The sequence below is a fragment of the Hylemonella gracilis str. Niagara R genome, from assembly GCF_000600295.1.
In the GTDB taxonomy this organism is placed as follows: domain Bacteria; phylum Pseudomonadota; class Gammaproteobacteria; order Burkholderiales; family Burkholderiaceae_C; genus Hylemonella; species Hylemonella gracilis_A.
In genome coordinates this window covers 1,886,068-1,901,201 of the sequence record NZ_JEMG01000001.1, presented here as the reverse complement: position 1 = coordinate 1,901,201, position 15,134 = coordinate 1,886,068, and the positions used below count along the sequence as shown (strand labels likewise).

Below are 15,134 nucleotides of genomic sequence, written 5' to 3'. Positions count from 1 at the left end.
CAGACAACCTGACTGCGCCCACAGGACTCAAGGTCATGCGGCGTGTTCAGCGGTCTTGTGGGCAATGTCCTGAGCGATCAATTGAACGAAGGCGTCCAAGGACATCACGCCGAGGTCTTTGTTCCCCCGGGCGCGCACCGCGACGGCACCAGCAGCCTTTTCCTTGTCGCCCGCGACCAGGATGTAGGGCAGCTTCTGCATCGAATGCTCCCGTATTTTATACGTAATTTTCTCGTTGCGCAGATCGGTCACTACCCTAAGTTCTTGATTCGGCAGTGCTTTGCGCAGTTTTTGGGCGATTTCCTGGCAGTAATCGGCTTGGGCGTCGGTGATGTTGAGCACGGCGACCTGGGTCGGGGCCAACCAGGCGGGCAAGGCGCCGCCATGCTGCTCGATCAGAATGCCGATGAAACGCTCCAGGCTGCCGACGATGGCACGGTGCAGCATGATGGGGCGGTGGCGACCGCCATCCTCGCCGACGAATTCCGCGTCCAGCCGCTCGGGCAGGTTCGGATCCACCTGGATCGTGCCGCACTGCCATTGGCGACCCAGGGCATCCTTGAGCGTGTATTCGATCTTGGGGCCATAAAACGCCCCCTCGCCGGGCAGGTATTCGAATTCACAGCCGCTGGCCCGTAGTCCTTCAGCCAGTGCGTTCTCCGCCCGGTCCCAGCTCTCTTCGGTGCCGATGCGCTTTTCGGGTCGGGTGGAGAGCTTGTAGAGAATCTCCGTGAAACCAAAATCCTTGTAGACCTTCTGCAGCAGCGAGGTAAAGGCCTTCACCTCCCCTTGAATCTGGTCTTCCGTGCAGAAGATGTGGCCATCGTCCTGCGTGAACGCACGCACACGCATGATGCCGTGCAAGCCACCCGTGGGCTCGTTGCGATGACAAGCGCCAAACTCGCCATAACGCAGCGGCAGGTCGCGATAGCTCTTGACCCCCTGCTTGTAGATCAGGATGTGACCAGGACAGTTCATGGGCTTGAGCGCGTAATCGCGCTTCTCGCTCTCGGTCGTGAACATGTTCTCGCGGTACTTGTCCCAGTGGCCGGTCTTCTCCCACAGACTCTTGTCCAGGATCTGCGGACCCTTGACCTCCTGGTAACCGTTCTCGCGGTACACGCGGCGCATGTATTGCTCGACCTCCTGCCAGACCGTCCAGCCCTTGGGGTGCCAGAACACGGTGCCGGGCGAATGTTCGTCGAGGTGGAACAGGTCCAACTCACGACCCAGCCGTCGGTGGTCGCGCTTCTCGGCCTCTTCCATGCGCAGGATGTAGGCATCCAGGTCTTTTTTATCCGCCCATGCGGTGCCATAGATGCGCTGCAGCTGCTCGTTCTTCGAGTCGCCGCGCCAATAAGCGCCGGCCAGCTTGGTCAGCTTGAAGGCCTTGAGGAAACGCGTGTTGGGCACGTGCGGGCCACGGCACATGTCCACGTATTCCTGGTGGTAGTACAGGCCCATGGCCGTCTCGTCGGGCATGTCCTCGATCAGGCGCAGCTTGTAGTCTTCGCCGCGCTGCTTGAACACCTCGATGACTTCGGCGCGTGGCGTCATCTTCTTGATCACGTCGTAGTCCTGGGCAATCAAGGCCTTCATGCGCGCCTCGATGGCTGCCACATCCTCGGGCGTGAAAGGACGCTCGTAGGAGATGTCGTAGTAGAAGCCCTCTTCGATCACCGGGCCGATGACCATGCGGGCCGTGGGATACAGCTGCTTCACCGCATGCCCGACCAGGTGGGCGCAAGAGTGACGGATGATCTCCACCCCCTCAGAATCCTTGGGCGTGATGATCTGCAGCTTGGCATCGCGGTCGATCAGGTCGCTCGCGTCCACCAGGCGGCCGGAACCGGTAGGTTCGTTTCCATACCAGACTTTGCCAGCCACAGTGTTCTTGAGCAGGCCAGGGCCGATGGCGGCGGCCACCTCGGCCACCGTCACCGGGCCGGGAAACTGGCGTAGGGAAGCGTCGGGAAGCGTGATCTGGATCATGTGCTCGTCGTAAAAATCAACAAGGCGCGGTGAAATTCACCGCGCCTTGTTCTTCGTGGGGATGAAACGTCAGCGGATTTTATGCGCTAGTCCCCAGCAGGTTTGGCCGAATCCGAGCAGGCGAGCGCGCCAGCAGCCAAGTCCAGTGAACTTGGGCTGAAGCGATGCCCCGTCAAAGACCGATCGCCGCGATCCCCGCGCGCGCGATTTGCGCGTCCTCCGTTGACTTCACACCGCTCACGCCCACCGCGCCCAGGCAGTGCCCATCCTTCAGGATGGGTACTCCGCCCTCCAGCATGCCCTCCAGGGTGGGCGCGCTCAGGAAGGAATGGCGCCCGCCATTGATCACCTCCTCGTACACCCGGCTCTCGCGCCGCCCCAACGCGGCGGTGCGCGCCTTGGCCGGCGAGATGTGCGCCGACACCGGCGCGGCGCCGTCCAGACGCTGCAACCAGAGCAGATGCCCGCCCTCGTCCACGATGGAAATGGTCACCGCCCAGTTGTTGTTGCGCGCCTCGGCCTCGGCGGCGGCGGCGATTTTCTTGATGTCGTCGAGTTCAAGTACGGATCGGGTTTGCATGGCTAGTCTGAAAAAGTGAAAAAGAATGAGGATGAAAAACAACAGCCCGCAGCATAACGCGCAAGCCTGTGTTTTGACGCAAAGCGCCCCAGCTGCTCCCTACGCGCGCCAGCAAAACAGCCCTGAGAAAAATGCGGGGAATCGCGCTGGAACGCCCGGTCGCCAATACCAACAGGCAACGTGATGGATTGGAAGGCACGCAGGGGTTTCACTCTAGAATTCCCGCCATTCATCCCCACATCTCACACAGAACACTTGAAGGAGCCAACCATGAACCAACGCGTCCCCAGCTATTACGGCGCGGCCCTGCCCGCGGCCGAGCGCAACAAGGTGCTGCGCAACACATACTGGCTGCTCGCGCTCAGCCTGCTGCCCACCGTGCTGGGCGCCTGGATCGGTGTGGCCACCGGCATCACGCTCCAACTCAACGGCATCCTGGGTCTGGTCGTCTTCCTGGGCGGTGCCTTCGGTTTCATCTACGCGATTGAAAAGACCAAGAACTCCGCCGCGGGCGTGCCGGTTCTGCTGGGCTTCACCTTCTTCATGGGCCTGATGCTGTCGCGTCTGATCGCCATGGTGCTGGGCTTCAAGAACGGCTCCGAGCTGGTGATGACTGCTTTCGCCGGCACGGCAGGTGTGTTCTTCGTCATGGCCAGCCTGGCCTCGGTCATCAAGCGTGACCTGTCCGGGATGGGCAAGTGGCTGTTCATCGGCGCCATCGTGCTGATGGTCGGTTCCATCATCAATGTCTTCGTGGGCTCCTCGGCGGGCATGATGGCCATCTCCGTGCTGGCCATCGGCATCTTCAGTGCCTTTATGCTCTATGACCTGAAGCGCATCATCGACGGCGGCGAAACCAACTACATCAGCGCCACCCTGGCCTTGTACCTGGACATCGTCAACGTGTTCCAGAGCCTGCTGGCCTTGCTGGGCCTCATGGGCGGCGAACGGGAATAAAGCAACGCAAAACGCGGGCCGAAATAAGGGCCTGCGTGATTTCGTACTCAAGCCGACGCAGCTTCTGCCGATACATGAAGCAATGTCACGTACCGCCTCCGTCATGAAGCTGCGCCTTTCCTTCCGCATCCTGGCCATTTCGTCCGCAGCCTTGCTGCTGGCCGCCTGCGACATCCCAGGCGTCGCGCCAGATCCCCGTATCGCGATGCGGGACGCGGACAGCCGAGCCATTGGCAACGCCTGCCGCTATGCACTGCGTGGCCTGGAGGAATGCTACGCCAACAACCCCAAGGCCTTGAAAACGGCCGTCCTGGAGGGCTGGCGGGAAATGGACCAGTATATGCGTGAAAACGACATCAAGGGCCAGCCAGGCGCACCCATGGATGCGCAACAAGCACAGGCGCCCTTGCACCCCCAGGCCAAATCCGGACCGGAAGTCAAAAACGCCGAAGACACCAAAAACAAGGCTGCTGCGGATAAAAAATCAGGTATACGCCTCTGATCCGCGCAAGGTCTCAATCAAAAACGCACCCTTGGGTGCGTTTTTTCATGGGTCTGCCATCGGTCTGCAGTCGTGCGATCACTGCCGGTCGCACTGTGGGCTGTGATGCAGCATGGGCTGCCATGGCTCACGCCACGAAGTCCTGCATTCCAACAGCCCGGTCAAAAACCGCGATGCTCTCCACATGCGCGGTGTGCGGGAACATATTGACCACACCCGCCGCCGTGCAGCGGTAGCCTGCCTGATGCACCAGCAAGCCCGCGTCCCTGGCGAGGGTGGCGGGGTTGCAACTCACGTAGACGATGCGGCTGGGCAGCACATACCCTGGGGCACTCTGCGGCGTCTGCACGCAATCGGCCAGGGCCTTGGCCAGGGCGAAGGCGCCTTCACGCGGCGGATCGACCAGCCATTTCTGCGCCACGCCATAGCCCTGCAAGTCCGCCGGGGCCAACTCGAACAAATTGCGGGCTTCAAAGCGTGTCGGCGCCAGTGGCGCCCAGGGCGTCGCGCGCCGTTGTGAGTTGTGGCGTGCGTTGTCCCTGGACCGCGCCACCAGCGCTTCGCTACCCTCGATGCCCAACACCTCCTTGGCCTGCGTGGCCAAGGGCAGCGTGAAATTGCCCAGGCCGCAGAACCAGTCGATCACGCGTTCGTCTGGTTTCACGTCCAGCAGACGCAGGGCCCGTGTCACGAGCACGCGATTGATGTGGGGATTGACCTGCGTGAAATCCGTGGGCTTGAAGGGCATCTCAATGCCGAATTCGGGCAGACCGTATGCCAGCGGCGCGGTGCCGTCCTGATCGTCCAACCGATGCACCGTGTCTGGGCCCTTGGGCTGCAACCACCACTGCACACCGTGCGCGCTGGCAAAGACGCGCAGCTTGGCCACGTCGCCTGCGCTCAAAGGCTCCAAGTGGCGCAACACCAGCGCCGTCACCACCTGGCCGGCCAGGGTGTGGCCGCAGGCCAGCTCAATCTGCGGACAGGTTTCGATCGCGTCCATCGAAGCGATCAACGCACGCAGCGGCATCAGCATGGCACTGACATGCGGGGGCAGCACGGCGCAGGTCTTGATGTCGGCGACGTAGCGACTCTTACGCTCGTGGAAGCCCACCAGCACTTCGCCCTTCTTGCGCACATGCCGCACCGACAGGCGAGCACGGTAGCGGTAGCCCCAGGCGGGCCCTTCGATCGGCCGCAGCAGCACCTCGGGGCGCACCTTGCCCAGGTGCCAAAGGTTGTCCTCCAGCACGCGTTGTTTCACGGCCACCTGGGCCGAGGGCTCCAGGTGCTGCATCTTGCAGCCACCACAAGCCTCCGCGTGCAGGCCGAAATGAGGACAGGCGGGCCGCACACGCTGGGACGACGCACGGTGGATGGCCGTGACGGTCGCCTGCTCCCAGTTGTTCTTCTTGCGGTAAACGTTGACGCTGACGACCTCGAAGGGCAAGGCGCCTTCCACGAACACCACCTTGCCCTTGACGTCGGGCTCATCCCCGCCGTCGCGGCGATGGGCGATGCCCTGGGCTTCGATGTCCAGCGACTCGATGTGCAAGGCGTCGGCGGGAAAGGCCGTCGAGGCCAGCGAGGATGCGGCCTCAACCACGGGCGTGATGGACATGAAAACCTCAGCGCTTGGGCAGGTACTGGGCCGGATTGACCGGCTTGCCCTGGCGACGCACCTCGAAATGCAGCTTGACGCGGTCGGCGTCACTGTTGCCCATTTCGGCGATCTTCTGGCCGCGTTTGACGGTCTGGTCTTCCTTGACCATCAGGGCGCGGTTGTGCGCGTAGGCGGTCAAGTAGGTGTTGTTGTGCTTGATGATGATGAGGTTGCCGTAACCGCGCAAGCCCGAGCCCGAGTAGACCACGCGCCCGTCGGCGGCGGCCAGCACCGGTTCACCCGCCGTACCGCCAATATCCAGCCCCTTGTTCCTCACGCCGTCGAAGCCTGCGAGCACCGGACCGGATACCGGCCAGATCCAGGTCAAGCCACCCGAGGACGCCGCTTCCCCCCCGACCACCACGCTGGTTACCGGACGCGAAGTCGGCGCGCCCGCAACCGGTGCGCTCGCGACCTTCTCCCCCGCATCGTCGTCTGGCGCCGGTGTCTCACCGGGCGGAATCACGCGCAAGACCTGTCCCACGGCGATCTGATGGCCATCGGGCAAGCCATTCCAGCGCGCCAGGTCTTTCCAGTGCTGCCCGGTCTCCAGGCCAATGCGATAGAGGTTGTCACCCGCCTTCACGGTGTAGTACCCTGGTTTGTCCACGCCACCCGCCATGTCCCCACTGGCCGGCGGCACCGGCGTGACCACAGGCGCCGCTCCCCCACCCCCCCCGGAAGCCGGTCGCACGGCACTCACTACGGGCGCACGGGCCGGCGCGGAAGAGCCGGAGGCGCGCTGCGGAAAACTGGGCGACTCGACCGTTGGCCGCGAGACAGGCACCTCGCGCGCCTCAACAGGGGCGCGACCGGCGCCTGCGGCGCAACCCGCCAACCACCCGATCGTGCCCAGGGCTAGCGCCAGCAAAGCACAGCGCCGCAGCGGCGCAAATAGCGTGGCATCTCGTCGTGTCGGCGTCGCATCCGCAAAAGTCATCAGTCCACAGTCCTTCGAGAAATAGGGGTCAGTCCGGGTCCATCCAGACGGTCAACAAGCCAGGCGAGGCAGCATGCGCCGCGCACCGCTGCACGGCATCAAGCGATGCCCGATTTTAGGGGGACGAATTGCACAGGCTCCAGCAAGGTTTGCCGCACGCCCGCCGCGGTCTTATCAAGCACCATCAGCGCCTGTCGCACGGACCGCCCTTGGCCCGGGGCCAGTCCGCTCATTTGCGCATCCTCGACCATCACGGGTGCAACCAGCCGCCCGCCCACGGCCAACTGGTCCACCCAGGTCTGCGGCAATGCCTCGCCGCCCGCTGCGGCGATGATGCCCGCGTACGGCGCACCGGCCGGATACCCTGCCATGCCATCGCCAAACAGCAGATGCACATTGGGCAGCCGCAGGCCACGCAGGTTCTCGCGGGCTTTTTCATGCAGGCCACGCAGGCGCTCGATGCTGTACACCTCGCGGGCCACGCAGGCCAGCACCGCCGCCTGGTAGCCGCAACCCGTGCCAATCTCAAGGACTCGCCCCGCGCCCTGCACCGCCCCAGGAGATGTCCCGCCGCTGCGCTCGTTCTCCTGCGCGGACCTGACCGTCACTTCCGCAAGCGCGGGACAGTCCAGCAGCAGTTCGATCATGCGCGCGACGACATTCGGTTTCGAAATGGTCTGCCCGAGTCCGATGGGCAAGCTGGTGTCTTCGTAAGCCTGAGGTGCCAGCGCCGTGTCGACAAAGCGGTGCCGCTCGACCCGCCCCATGGCGTCCAGCACCCGCGCGTCGTGGATGCCCTGGGCAGCGAGTTTCCTCACCATGGCCTGGCGCACGGCCTGCGAATCCAGGCCATGGCTGGCAAGAGGTCGGCCGGACCGGCCCGCATGCACACTGGTCGATTGGGGCGGCAGGGGCGCGGACTCCACGGTACGCGCGAGGTTCGCCCCCGGCATGCCCGCCGTAGCAACCGGTGCGCCGCTGGCGCGCTCCAGACGCACGGGAAAGCCCGGGCGGGCGCGATTCATGCCCCCACCTTGACCGAGGGTGAGGCAGGCACCGACGACGCGGACAGATGCGCGATCGACTGCGCCCAGTAGCTCAGCGCCTCGTGGTCGGACAGATCCACCTTCAACGGTGTCAGCGTCACATGGCCCTGCGCGGCGGCGTGAAAGTCGGTGCCTTCACTCTCGTCCAGCGCCGGCCCTGCGCCTCCGATCCAGTACATGGTCTCGCCCCGCGGACTGGTCTGCGTGATCACCGATTCCGCCGCGTGGCGCCGCCCCAAGCGACAGACCTTGGTGGCCTTCAACTCCTCGCGCGGCAGATTGGGCAGGTTGACGTTGAGCAGCCAGGGCTTCTGCCGAGGCGTCTGGTGCGCCAGCAGTTGCTGCACCAGTTCGCGCGCTCGCTCGGCCGCGGCATCCAGATGCTTCCAGCCCTTCTGCACCTGCGAAAAAGCGATGGCCGGAATGCCAAACAAATAACCTTCCATGGCCGCGCCCACGGTGCCGGAATAGATGGTGTCGTCGCCCATGTTCGCGCCGTTGTTGATGCCCGAGACCACCAGATCGGGCCGGTAGCCCAGCAAGCCCGTCAGCGCGATGTGCACACAATCGGCCGGGGTGCCATTCACGTAGCGAAAGCCATTGGCCGCGCGGTGGACGTAGAGCGGCGCGTTGAGCGTGAGCGCGTTCGACTTGGCGCTGTTGTTGTGCTCCGGCGCGATCACCTCGACCTCGGCCACGTCCTTGAGCGCCTCGTACAGCGCCACGATGCCGGGCGCCTGGTAGCCATCGTCGTTGCAGATCAGGATTTTCATGTTGCCGAAATTGTAGGGGCCAGCCGCCGGGGCCTGGGTTGGCCCCTCGTCTGTCCCGAGCAGGACCGTTTCGCATCATGCGCGTCACGGCAGGGACAGCCGCCCGGTGGCTCGCAACCGTATGATCTCCCGACACTGCTCGCGAGGCCCGCGCGAGACGATACAAACACAGAGGAGACACCCATGCATGCTTGGCTATGCAGCGACCCCAGCGGCGTCGACGCGCTGGAATGGAAGGAACAAGCGACGCCCCAGCCCGGCCCTGGCCAGGTGCTGCTGGAACTCAAGGCCGCCAGCCTGAATTTCCCCGATCTGCTGATCGTGCAGAACAAGTACCAGATGAAACCGCCCCTGCCCTTTGTGCCTGGCTCGGAGTACGCGGGCGTGGTGCGGGCGCTGGGCGAGGGCGTGCAGCATCTGCAGATCGGCCAGGCCGTCGCCTGCCTGACCGGTACCGGCGGTTTCGCGACCCACACCCTGGCACCGGCGGAGCGCTGCCTGCCTCTGCCCCCCGGTTTCCCGATGGAGGACGCGGCGGCTTTCATCATGACCTACGCCACCTCCTACCACGCCCTGATCGACCGTGCCCAGTTGAAGGCCGGAGAAACCGTGCTCGTGCTGGGCGCGGCAGGCGGCGTGGGCACCGCGGCCATCCAGATCGCCAAGGCCCAGGGCGCGCGCGTGATCGCGGCGGCATCCAGCGAGGACAAGCTTGCGCTGTGCAAAAAGATCGGTGCGGACATCGGCATCAACTACGCCACGCAGGACCTGCGCGAGACGATCAAGGCTGCCACCGAAGGCAAGGGACCGGACGTGATCTACGACCCCGTGGGGGGCGACCTCGCCGAGCCGGCCTTCCGTTCCATCGCCTGGCGCGGCCGTTACCTGGTGGTGGGTTTCGCCGCCAGCCCGACCATCCCCGCCCTGCCCATGAACCTGCCCTTGCTCAAGGGCGCATCCCTGGTCGGCGTGTTCTGGGGCGATTTCGCCCGCCGTGAGCCGCAGGCCAACGCGGCCATGATGCAGGCGCTGGCACAGTGGTACGCGCAGGGCAAGGTCAAGCCGGTCATTGACCGCGTGCTGCCCATGAAGGACCTGAAGCAGGCTTATGCCCTGATGGGCTCGCGCCAGGTCAAGGGCAAGCTGGTGTTGGCGAACTGACCCTACTGGGTTGGACGCGGAGAGGACGGGGCAGACTGACCGCCTCATATGATTTGCTGCGCAAATCGAAATCGGCGGCGCAGCCTGCCCCGCCCTCTCCGCTTACGTCGCACCACGAGACAGCGACAATACGCCCATGTCCGCCGACACCGATGACACGCCTGCCGTCCACTCCGAGGAACTGCTGAACCAGGTCGCCGCCCTGCCCCCGCTGCCGGGCGTGTACCGCTACTTCGACGCCACGGGTGGCCTGCTCTATGTGGGCAAGGCCCGCAACCTGAAGAAGCGCGTCTCCAGCTACTTCCAGAAGCGCCACGATGGCACGCGCATCGGCCACATGGTCGGCAAGATCGCGCGCATGGAGACGACGGTCGTACGCTCCGAGGCGGAAGCCCTGCTGCTGGAAAACAACCTCATCAAGACCCAGCAGCCGCGCTACAACATCCTGTTCCGCGACGACAAGAGCTACCCCTACCTCAAGATGACGGCGGCCTCGGCCAAGGCCGTCCCGACCGAAGCCAGTGCCTGGCCTCGCATGGCCTACTACCGGGGCGCGGTCGAGAAAAAGCACCACTACTATGGGCCCTATCCCAGCGCCTGGGCAGTCAAGGAAGCCATCGTGCTGCTGCAGAAGGTCTTCCGCTTGCGCACCTGCGAAGACACGGTGTTCAGCAACCGCACCCGCCCCTGCCTGCTGTACCAGATCAAGCGTTGCTCCGGCCCTTGCGTGGGACTGGTCAGCACCGAGGCTTACGCGCAGGATGTGGCGCACGCCCAGGCCTTTCTCGACGGCGAAACCCAACAGGTCCTCCAGCAGCTCGAAGCGCGCATGCTGGGCCATTCGGAACGGCTTGAATTCGAGCAGGCTGCGGAGCTGCGCGACCAGATCTCGGCGCTGTCCAGCGTGCTGCACCAGCAGGCGGTGGAAAGCACGGACGACCGCGACGTGGACATCCTCGCCGTCAGGATCCAGGGCGGTCGCGCTTGCGTGAACCTGGCCATGGTGCGCGGCGGCCGGCACCTGGGTGACCGGGCCTATTTCCCCAGCCACGTCGAGGACGCGACGGCCCTGCATTTTTCCGAGGAGGACAGTGATGCCGCACCCGCGGCAGGCACCTCGGTCGAAACGCAGGTGCTCGAAGCCTTCATCGCCCAGCACTATGTGCAGGTACCCCCCGTGCCCACGCTGATCACCGGCGCGCCGGTGGGCGCCGAGCTGATGGGCGCGCTGTCCGAGCAGACCGGCCTGCGCATGCGCGCCGTCCATCAGCCGCGCTCCCAGCGCCGCATCTGGCTGGACATGGCCCAGACCAACGCGGACCTGCAATTGGCCCGCCTGCTGGCCGAGGAAGGCTCTCAGCAGGCGCGCACGCGAGCGCTGGCCGAGGCACTGGACCTGCCCCAGCTGAGTGACCCCGCGGGCCTGGACGATCTGCGCATCGAGTGCTTCGACATCTCGCACACGGCGGGCGAGGCCACGCAGGCCTCCTGCGTGGTGTTCCATCACCACAAGATGCAGAGCAGTGAATACCGACGCTACAAAATCGAGAGCATCACGCCGGGCGACGACTACGCCGCCATGCGGCAGGTGCTGACGCGCCGCTACGAACGCATCGCCGCGCGCCGGGCCGAGGCGGAACGCGAAGGCGAGGTGGAAACGGCGACGCCCGCCCAGGCCGTGATGCCCGACCTGGTGCTGGTCGACGGCGGCAAGGGCCAGGTGGCGATGGCGCGCGAAGTCTTCGAGCAACTCGGCCTGGACCTCTCCCTCATCGTGGGCGTGGAAAAAGGCGAAGGCCGCAAGGTCGGCCTGGAGGAGCTGGTGTTCGCCGATGGCCGCGACAAGGTGTATCTGGGCAAGGATTCGGCGGCGCTGATGCTGGTCGCGCAGATCCGCGACGAGGCCCACCGCTTCGCCATCACCGGCATGCGCGCGGCACGGGCCAAGGTGCGCACGGGCGGCAGCCGGCTTGAGGACATCCCTGGCATCGGCCCGAAGCGCCGCGCGCGGTTGCTGCAGCGCTTCGGCGGGGCCCGCGGTGTCGAGTCCGCCAGCGTGGAAGACCTGGCGGCGGTCGAGGGCGTCTCGCACGAATTGGCCGAAACCATCTACCGCGCGCTGCACTAGGGCAGCACGGACCAGGATGCGGGCGGCCGCCACGCGACATGCCCCAACGTGAACAATTTCACACCTGGGGCATGCCACAATCCAGCCCATGTTCTTCACCATCCCCACCTTGATGACCTGGGCGCGCATCGTCGCGATCCCTCTCATCGTCGGCGTCTTCTACCTGCCGCTGGACCCCCAGATGCGCAACCTCATAGCGACGGCCATGTTCGTGTTGTTCGCGCTGACGGACTGGCTGGACGGTTACCTGGCGCGCAAGCTGAACCAGGTTTCGGCCTTTGGTGCCTTCTTGGACCCCGTGGCCGACAAGTTCCTAGTCTGCGCCAGCCTGCTGGTGCTGGTGCACATGGGCCGGGCCGACGTGTTCGTCGCGCTCATCATCATCGGACGCGAGATCGCCATCTCCGCCCTGCGCGAGTGGATGGCGCAAATCGGTGCTTCGCGCAGTGTGGCGGTGCACATGCTGGGCAAGCTCAAGACCATGGCGCAGATGGTAGCCATCCCTTTCCTGCTCTACGACGGCGTGGTGTTCGGCCTGCTTGACACCCATGTCTGGGGCACGGTGCTGATCTGGATCGCGGCGGTGCTCACCGTCTGGTCCATGGTGTACTACCTGCGCAAGGCCTTGCCCGAGATCCGGGCCAAGGTATGAGCCGCAGCCCGGCCAGCGCCCGCACCAGGGAAACGATTCGTCACGCATGAAATACCGCATGCGCGCGCGCCATGAAGGCTGGCACGGGAAATGCGTCTAGAATTCGCGTCCCACGCCGCCAAAGTGGCTGCAAGCCTTGATTGACACGGCCCAAGACCATCGCTCTAATTGCCGCACCCAAATTCAAGCGGGTGCCCAATTGCAGATTGCCCTGCAGTCCCACCGGTCACCGGTCCGGTGCGCACAGGATGCAGCAGGGGCAGACCGATTAACCTAGTTCCACGTACAAGGGGATTTTTGTGAACAAAACCGAACTGATCGAGCACATCGCCAAGAACGCAGACATTTCCAAGGCGGCGGCCACGCGGGCACTGGAGTCCGTGATCGGCGCCGTGAAGACCACGCTGAAAAAAGGCGGTTCGGTGTCTCTGGTCGGTTTCGGCACCTTCGCCGTGACCAAGCGCGCCGCCCGCACGGGCCGCAACCCGCGCACCGGCGACACGATTAAAATCAAGGCCGCCAAGCTCCCGAAGTTCCGTCCGGGCAAGGCGTTGAAGGACGCCTTGAACTGAACATGGATCGAGCGTTGGGACCCACCTGAGGGTTTCAACCCGGTGGGGTGCTTAGCTCAGTTGGTAGAGCGGCGCCCTTACAAGGCGTAGGTCGGCGGTTCGAGACCGTCAGCACCCACCACCCAAGCGAAGGCGAACATTGCGTTCGCCTTTTTTCTTGTCAACGATTTTGGTTTTTTCCTTTCCCCAGCCGGAGACCCGTGCCCATGTTTGAGAACCTGCGCAAGCACAACAAGATCCTGATGGCGGTGCTGATCCTGCTCATTGTCCCGTCCTTCGTGCTGGTGGGCATCGACGGCTACACCCGCATGACTCAGAATGACCGCGTGGTGGCCCGCGTGGGCAAGCTTGAAATCACCCAAGGCGAATGGGATGCCGCGCACCGATCGGAAGCCGACCGGCTGCGCCAGATGATGCCCAATCTCGATGCACGACTGCTCGATTCCGATGCGGTCCGGCGGGGTGTGCTGGAGCGCCTGGTGCGCGAGCGCGTGCTGCAGCAGGCAGCCCAGGAGGCGCGCCTGGGCGTGAGCGACGCCCGCCTCTTCCAGGAACTGCAGACCATCCCCGCCATTGCCCAGCTGCGCCGCGCCGATAACACCATGGACGTGGACACCTACCGCGAGCTGTTGGCCCGCCAGAACCTGACCCCTGCCGCCTTCGAGGCACAGCTGCGCTCGGACCTCATCCTCAATCAAATCCAATCCAGCGTGAGCGGCACGGCCGTGCAGGCCAAGACAGCCGCCGATTTGGCCCTGAATGCTTGGCTGGAACGTCGCGAGGTGCAGTTGGCGCGCTTCACGCCCGCCGACTATGCTGCCCGCGTGCAAGTGAGCGAAGCCGATCTGCAAGCCTACTGGCAAGCCAACCAGGGCCTGTTTCAGGCACCCGAACAGGCCCGCATCGAGTACATCGTGCTGGACATCGACACCTTGCGCCAGGAAATCCGCGTGAACGAGCAGGACCTGCGCAGCTACTATGAACAGAACGTCGACCGCCTCAGCGGCCCCGAGGAACGGCGTGCCAGCCACATCCTGATCACTGCTGCCAAGGACGCCCCCGCCGCCGAGCGCCAGAAGGCGCGTGCGCAGGCGCAGGCCCTGCTGGACGAGCTGCGCAAAGCGCCGGCCAACGCTCAGGCCAAGCTTTTCGCCGATCTGGCTCGCAAACATTCGCAAGACCCAGGCTCGGCCTCGAATGGTGGTGACCTGGGCTTCTTTGGTCGTCAAGCCATGACCCCACCATTCGAGCAAGCCGTGTTCGCGCTCAAACAAGGCGAGCTGAGCGACGTGGTGGAAACCGACTTCGGTTACCACCTCATCACCGTGACCGGCATCAGGAAACCCCAGGCCAAGACTTACGCCGAGTTGCGCCCCAGCCTGGAAACCGAACTGCGCAACCAGCAGGCCCAGGCGCGTTACGCCGAAGCCGCCGAGGCCTTCACCAATGGCGTCTACGAGCAGTCGGACAGCCTCAAACCCGTGGCCGATCAGCTGCGCCTGAACATCCAGACCGCCACGGTCAACCGGGACCCAGCGCAAGGCGCGAGCGATGCGCAAGGTGTGCTGACCAACGCCCGGCTGCTGGCTGCGGTGTTCAGCGACGACGCCATCCAGGCCAAGCGCAACACCGAGGCGGTGGAGATCAGCCCCAGCCGTCTGGCCGCCGCGCGCGTCGTGCAACACCTGCCTGCCCGCACCCTGCCCTTGGCCGAAGTGCAGGCCGCCGTGCGCGAGCGCGTGGTCAGCACGCGCGCCGCGCAACTGGCGCGCGAGGACGGCCAGGCCAAGCTGGCGGCCTGGAAGGCTGCGCCCGCCCAAGCCAAGTTGGGTGCGCCCGAAGTGGTGTCGCGCGACCAGACCCGCAACATTCCACGCGCCCTGCTCGACGCCGTGCTGCGCGCCGATCTCCAAGCCAATGGCGCTGGTGCGGTCTGGGTGGGCGTGGACCTGGGGGAACAGGGCTATGCCCTGGCCCGTGTGAACCGACGCGTAGAACGTGCCCCCGTCGGGGACCCGGCCCAGCAAAACCAGCAGCGCCTGGAGTACTTGCAGCGCTGGACCCAGGCCGAGAACGAGGCCTATTACCAGTTGCTGCGCGAGCGCCTGAAAACACGCATCGATCTGCCGGCCAGCGCGCCGAAAGTCTGAAGCTTGGGGCTATAATCT

The 15,134-nt window shown here is 64.8% G+C and carries 13 protein-coding genes and 1 tRNA gene; 8 read left to right on the top strand and 6 right to left on the bottom strand.

The window, feature by feature from the left end; all coding sequences use genetic code 11:
* Nucleotides 1–33: 33 nt before the first annotated feature.
* Together thrS and AZ34_RS08860 are read right to left on the bottom strand one after the other, a co-directional pair.
* The gene (gene thrS, locus AZ34_RS08865; RefSeq protein ID WP_035607195.1) at nucleotides 34–1,992 is read right to left on the bottom strand and encodes a threonine--tRNA ligase; all 1,959 of its coding nucleotides are present in this window, start codon (nucleotides 1,990–1,992) and stop codon (nucleotides 34–36) included.
* A 172-nt stretch (nucleotides 1,993–2,164) separates the two neighbouring features.
* The gene (locus AZ34_RS08860; RefSeq protein WP_035607192.1) at nucleotides 2,165–2,572 is read right to left on the bottom strand and encodes a GlcG/HbpS family heme-binding protein; all 408 of its coding nucleotides are present in this window, start codon (nucleotides 2,570–2,572) and stop codon (nucleotides 2,165–2,167) included.
* A 270-nt stretch (nucleotides 2,573–2,842) separates the two neighbouring features.
* Between AZ34_RS08860 and AZ34_RS08855 the strand changes: the two genes are divergently transcribed.
* Together AZ34_RS08855 and AZ34_RS08850 are read left to right on the top strand one after the other, a co-directional pair.
* Nucleotides 2,843–3,529, top strand: a complete 687-nt coding sequence (locus AZ34_RS08855) for a Bax inhibitor-1/YccA family protein (RefSeq protein ID WP_035607189.1) — start codon at nucleotides 2,843–2,845, stop codon at nucleotides 3,527–3,529.
* Nucleotides 3,530–3,632: 103 nt separating this feature from the next.
* A complete protein-coding gene (locus AZ34_RS08850; RefSeq protein WP_051509639.1) occupies nucleotides 3,633–4,031 on the top strand; it encodes a hypothetical protein in 399 nt (132 codons plus the stop codon).
* 127 nt (nucleotides 4,032–4,158) lie between these two features.
* Here the strand turns inward: AZ34_RS08850 and rlmD are convergent, their stop codons facing one another.
* From rlmD to surE, 4 genes are all read right to left on the bottom strand, one after another.
* Nucleotides 4,159–5,652, bottom strand: coding sequence for a 23S rRNA (uracil(1939)-C(5))-methyltransferase RlmD (rlmD, locus tag AZ34_RS08845; protein WP_081767142.1), 1,494 nt, complete (start codon nucleotides 5,650–5,652; stop codon nucleotides 4,159–4,161).
* Between the two features lie 7 nt (nucleotides 5,653–5,659).
* Entirely contained in the window at nucleotides 5,660–6,634 is a 975-nt protein-coding gene (locus tag AZ34_RS08840; RefSeq protein WP_081767141.1) for a peptidoglycan DD-metalloendopeptidase family protein, read from the bottom strand.
* A gap of 98 nt (nucleotides 6,635–6,732) precedes the next feature.
* On the bottom strand, nucleotides 6,733–7,659 hold the full coding sequence (locus AZ34_RS08835) for a protein-L-isoaspartate O-methyltransferase family protein (RefSeq protein WP_081767140.1): 927 nt from the start codon (nucleotides 7,657–7,659) through the stop codon (nucleotides 6,733–6,735).
* The gene (surE, locus tag AZ34_RS08830) at nucleotides 7,656–8,453 is read right to left on the bottom strand and encodes a 5'/3'-nucleotidase SurE (RefSeq protein WP_035607183.1); all 798 of its coding nucleotides are present in this window, start codon (nucleotides 8,451–8,453) and stop codon (nucleotides 7,656–7,658) included. The genes AZ34_RS08835 and surE overlap by 4 nt, the downstream gene beginning before the upstream one ends.
* Nucleotides 8,454–8,636: 183 nt before the next feature.
* Between surE and AZ34_RS08825 the strand changes: the two genes are divergently transcribed.
* From AZ34_RS08825 to AZ34_RS08800, 6 genes are all read left to right on the top strand, one after another.
* On the top strand, nucleotides 8,637–9,614 hold the full coding sequence (locus tag AZ34_RS08825) for an NADPH:quinone oxidoreductase family protein (protein WP_035607181.1): 978 nt from the start codon (nucleotides 8,637–8,639) through the stop codon (nucleotides 9,612–9,614).
* A gap of 136 nt (nucleotides 9,615–9,750) precedes the next feature.
* Entirely contained in the window at nucleotides 9,751–11,742 is a 1,992-nt protein-coding gene (gene uvrC, locus AZ34_RS08820; RefSeq protein ID WP_035607178.1) for an excinuclease ABC subunit UvrC, read from the top strand.
* 88 nt (nucleotides 11,743–11,830) lie between these two features.
* Nucleotides 11,831–12,394, top strand: a complete 564-nt coding sequence (pgsA, locus tag AZ34_RS08815) for a CDP-diacylglycerol--glycerol-3-phosphate 3-phosphatidyltransferase (protein WP_035607175.1) — start codon at nucleotides 11,831–11,833, stop codon at nucleotides 12,392–12,394.
* A 299-nt stretch (nucleotides 12,395–12,693) separates the two neighbouring features.
* Nucleotides 12,694–12,966 (top strand): HU family DNA-binding protein, encoded by a 273-nt coding sequence (locus AZ34_RS08810; protein WP_006296845.1) that lies wholly within the window; start codon nucleotides 12,694–12,696, stop codon nucleotides 12,964–12,966.
* A gap of 45 nt (nucleotides 12,967–13,011) precedes the next feature.
* A tRNA-Val gene (locus AZ34_RS08805) sits at nucleotides 13,012–13,087 on the top strand.
* 85 nt (nucleotides 13,088–13,172) lie between these two features.
* Nucleotides 13,173–15,116: a SurA N-terminal domain-containing protein gene (locus AZ34_RS08800; RefSeq protein ID WP_035607172.1), complete on the top strand. Its 1,944-nt coding sequence runs from the start codon at nucleotides 13,173–13,175 to the stop codon at nucleotides 15,114–15,116.
* Nucleotides 15,117–15,134: the final 18 nt, after the last annotated feature.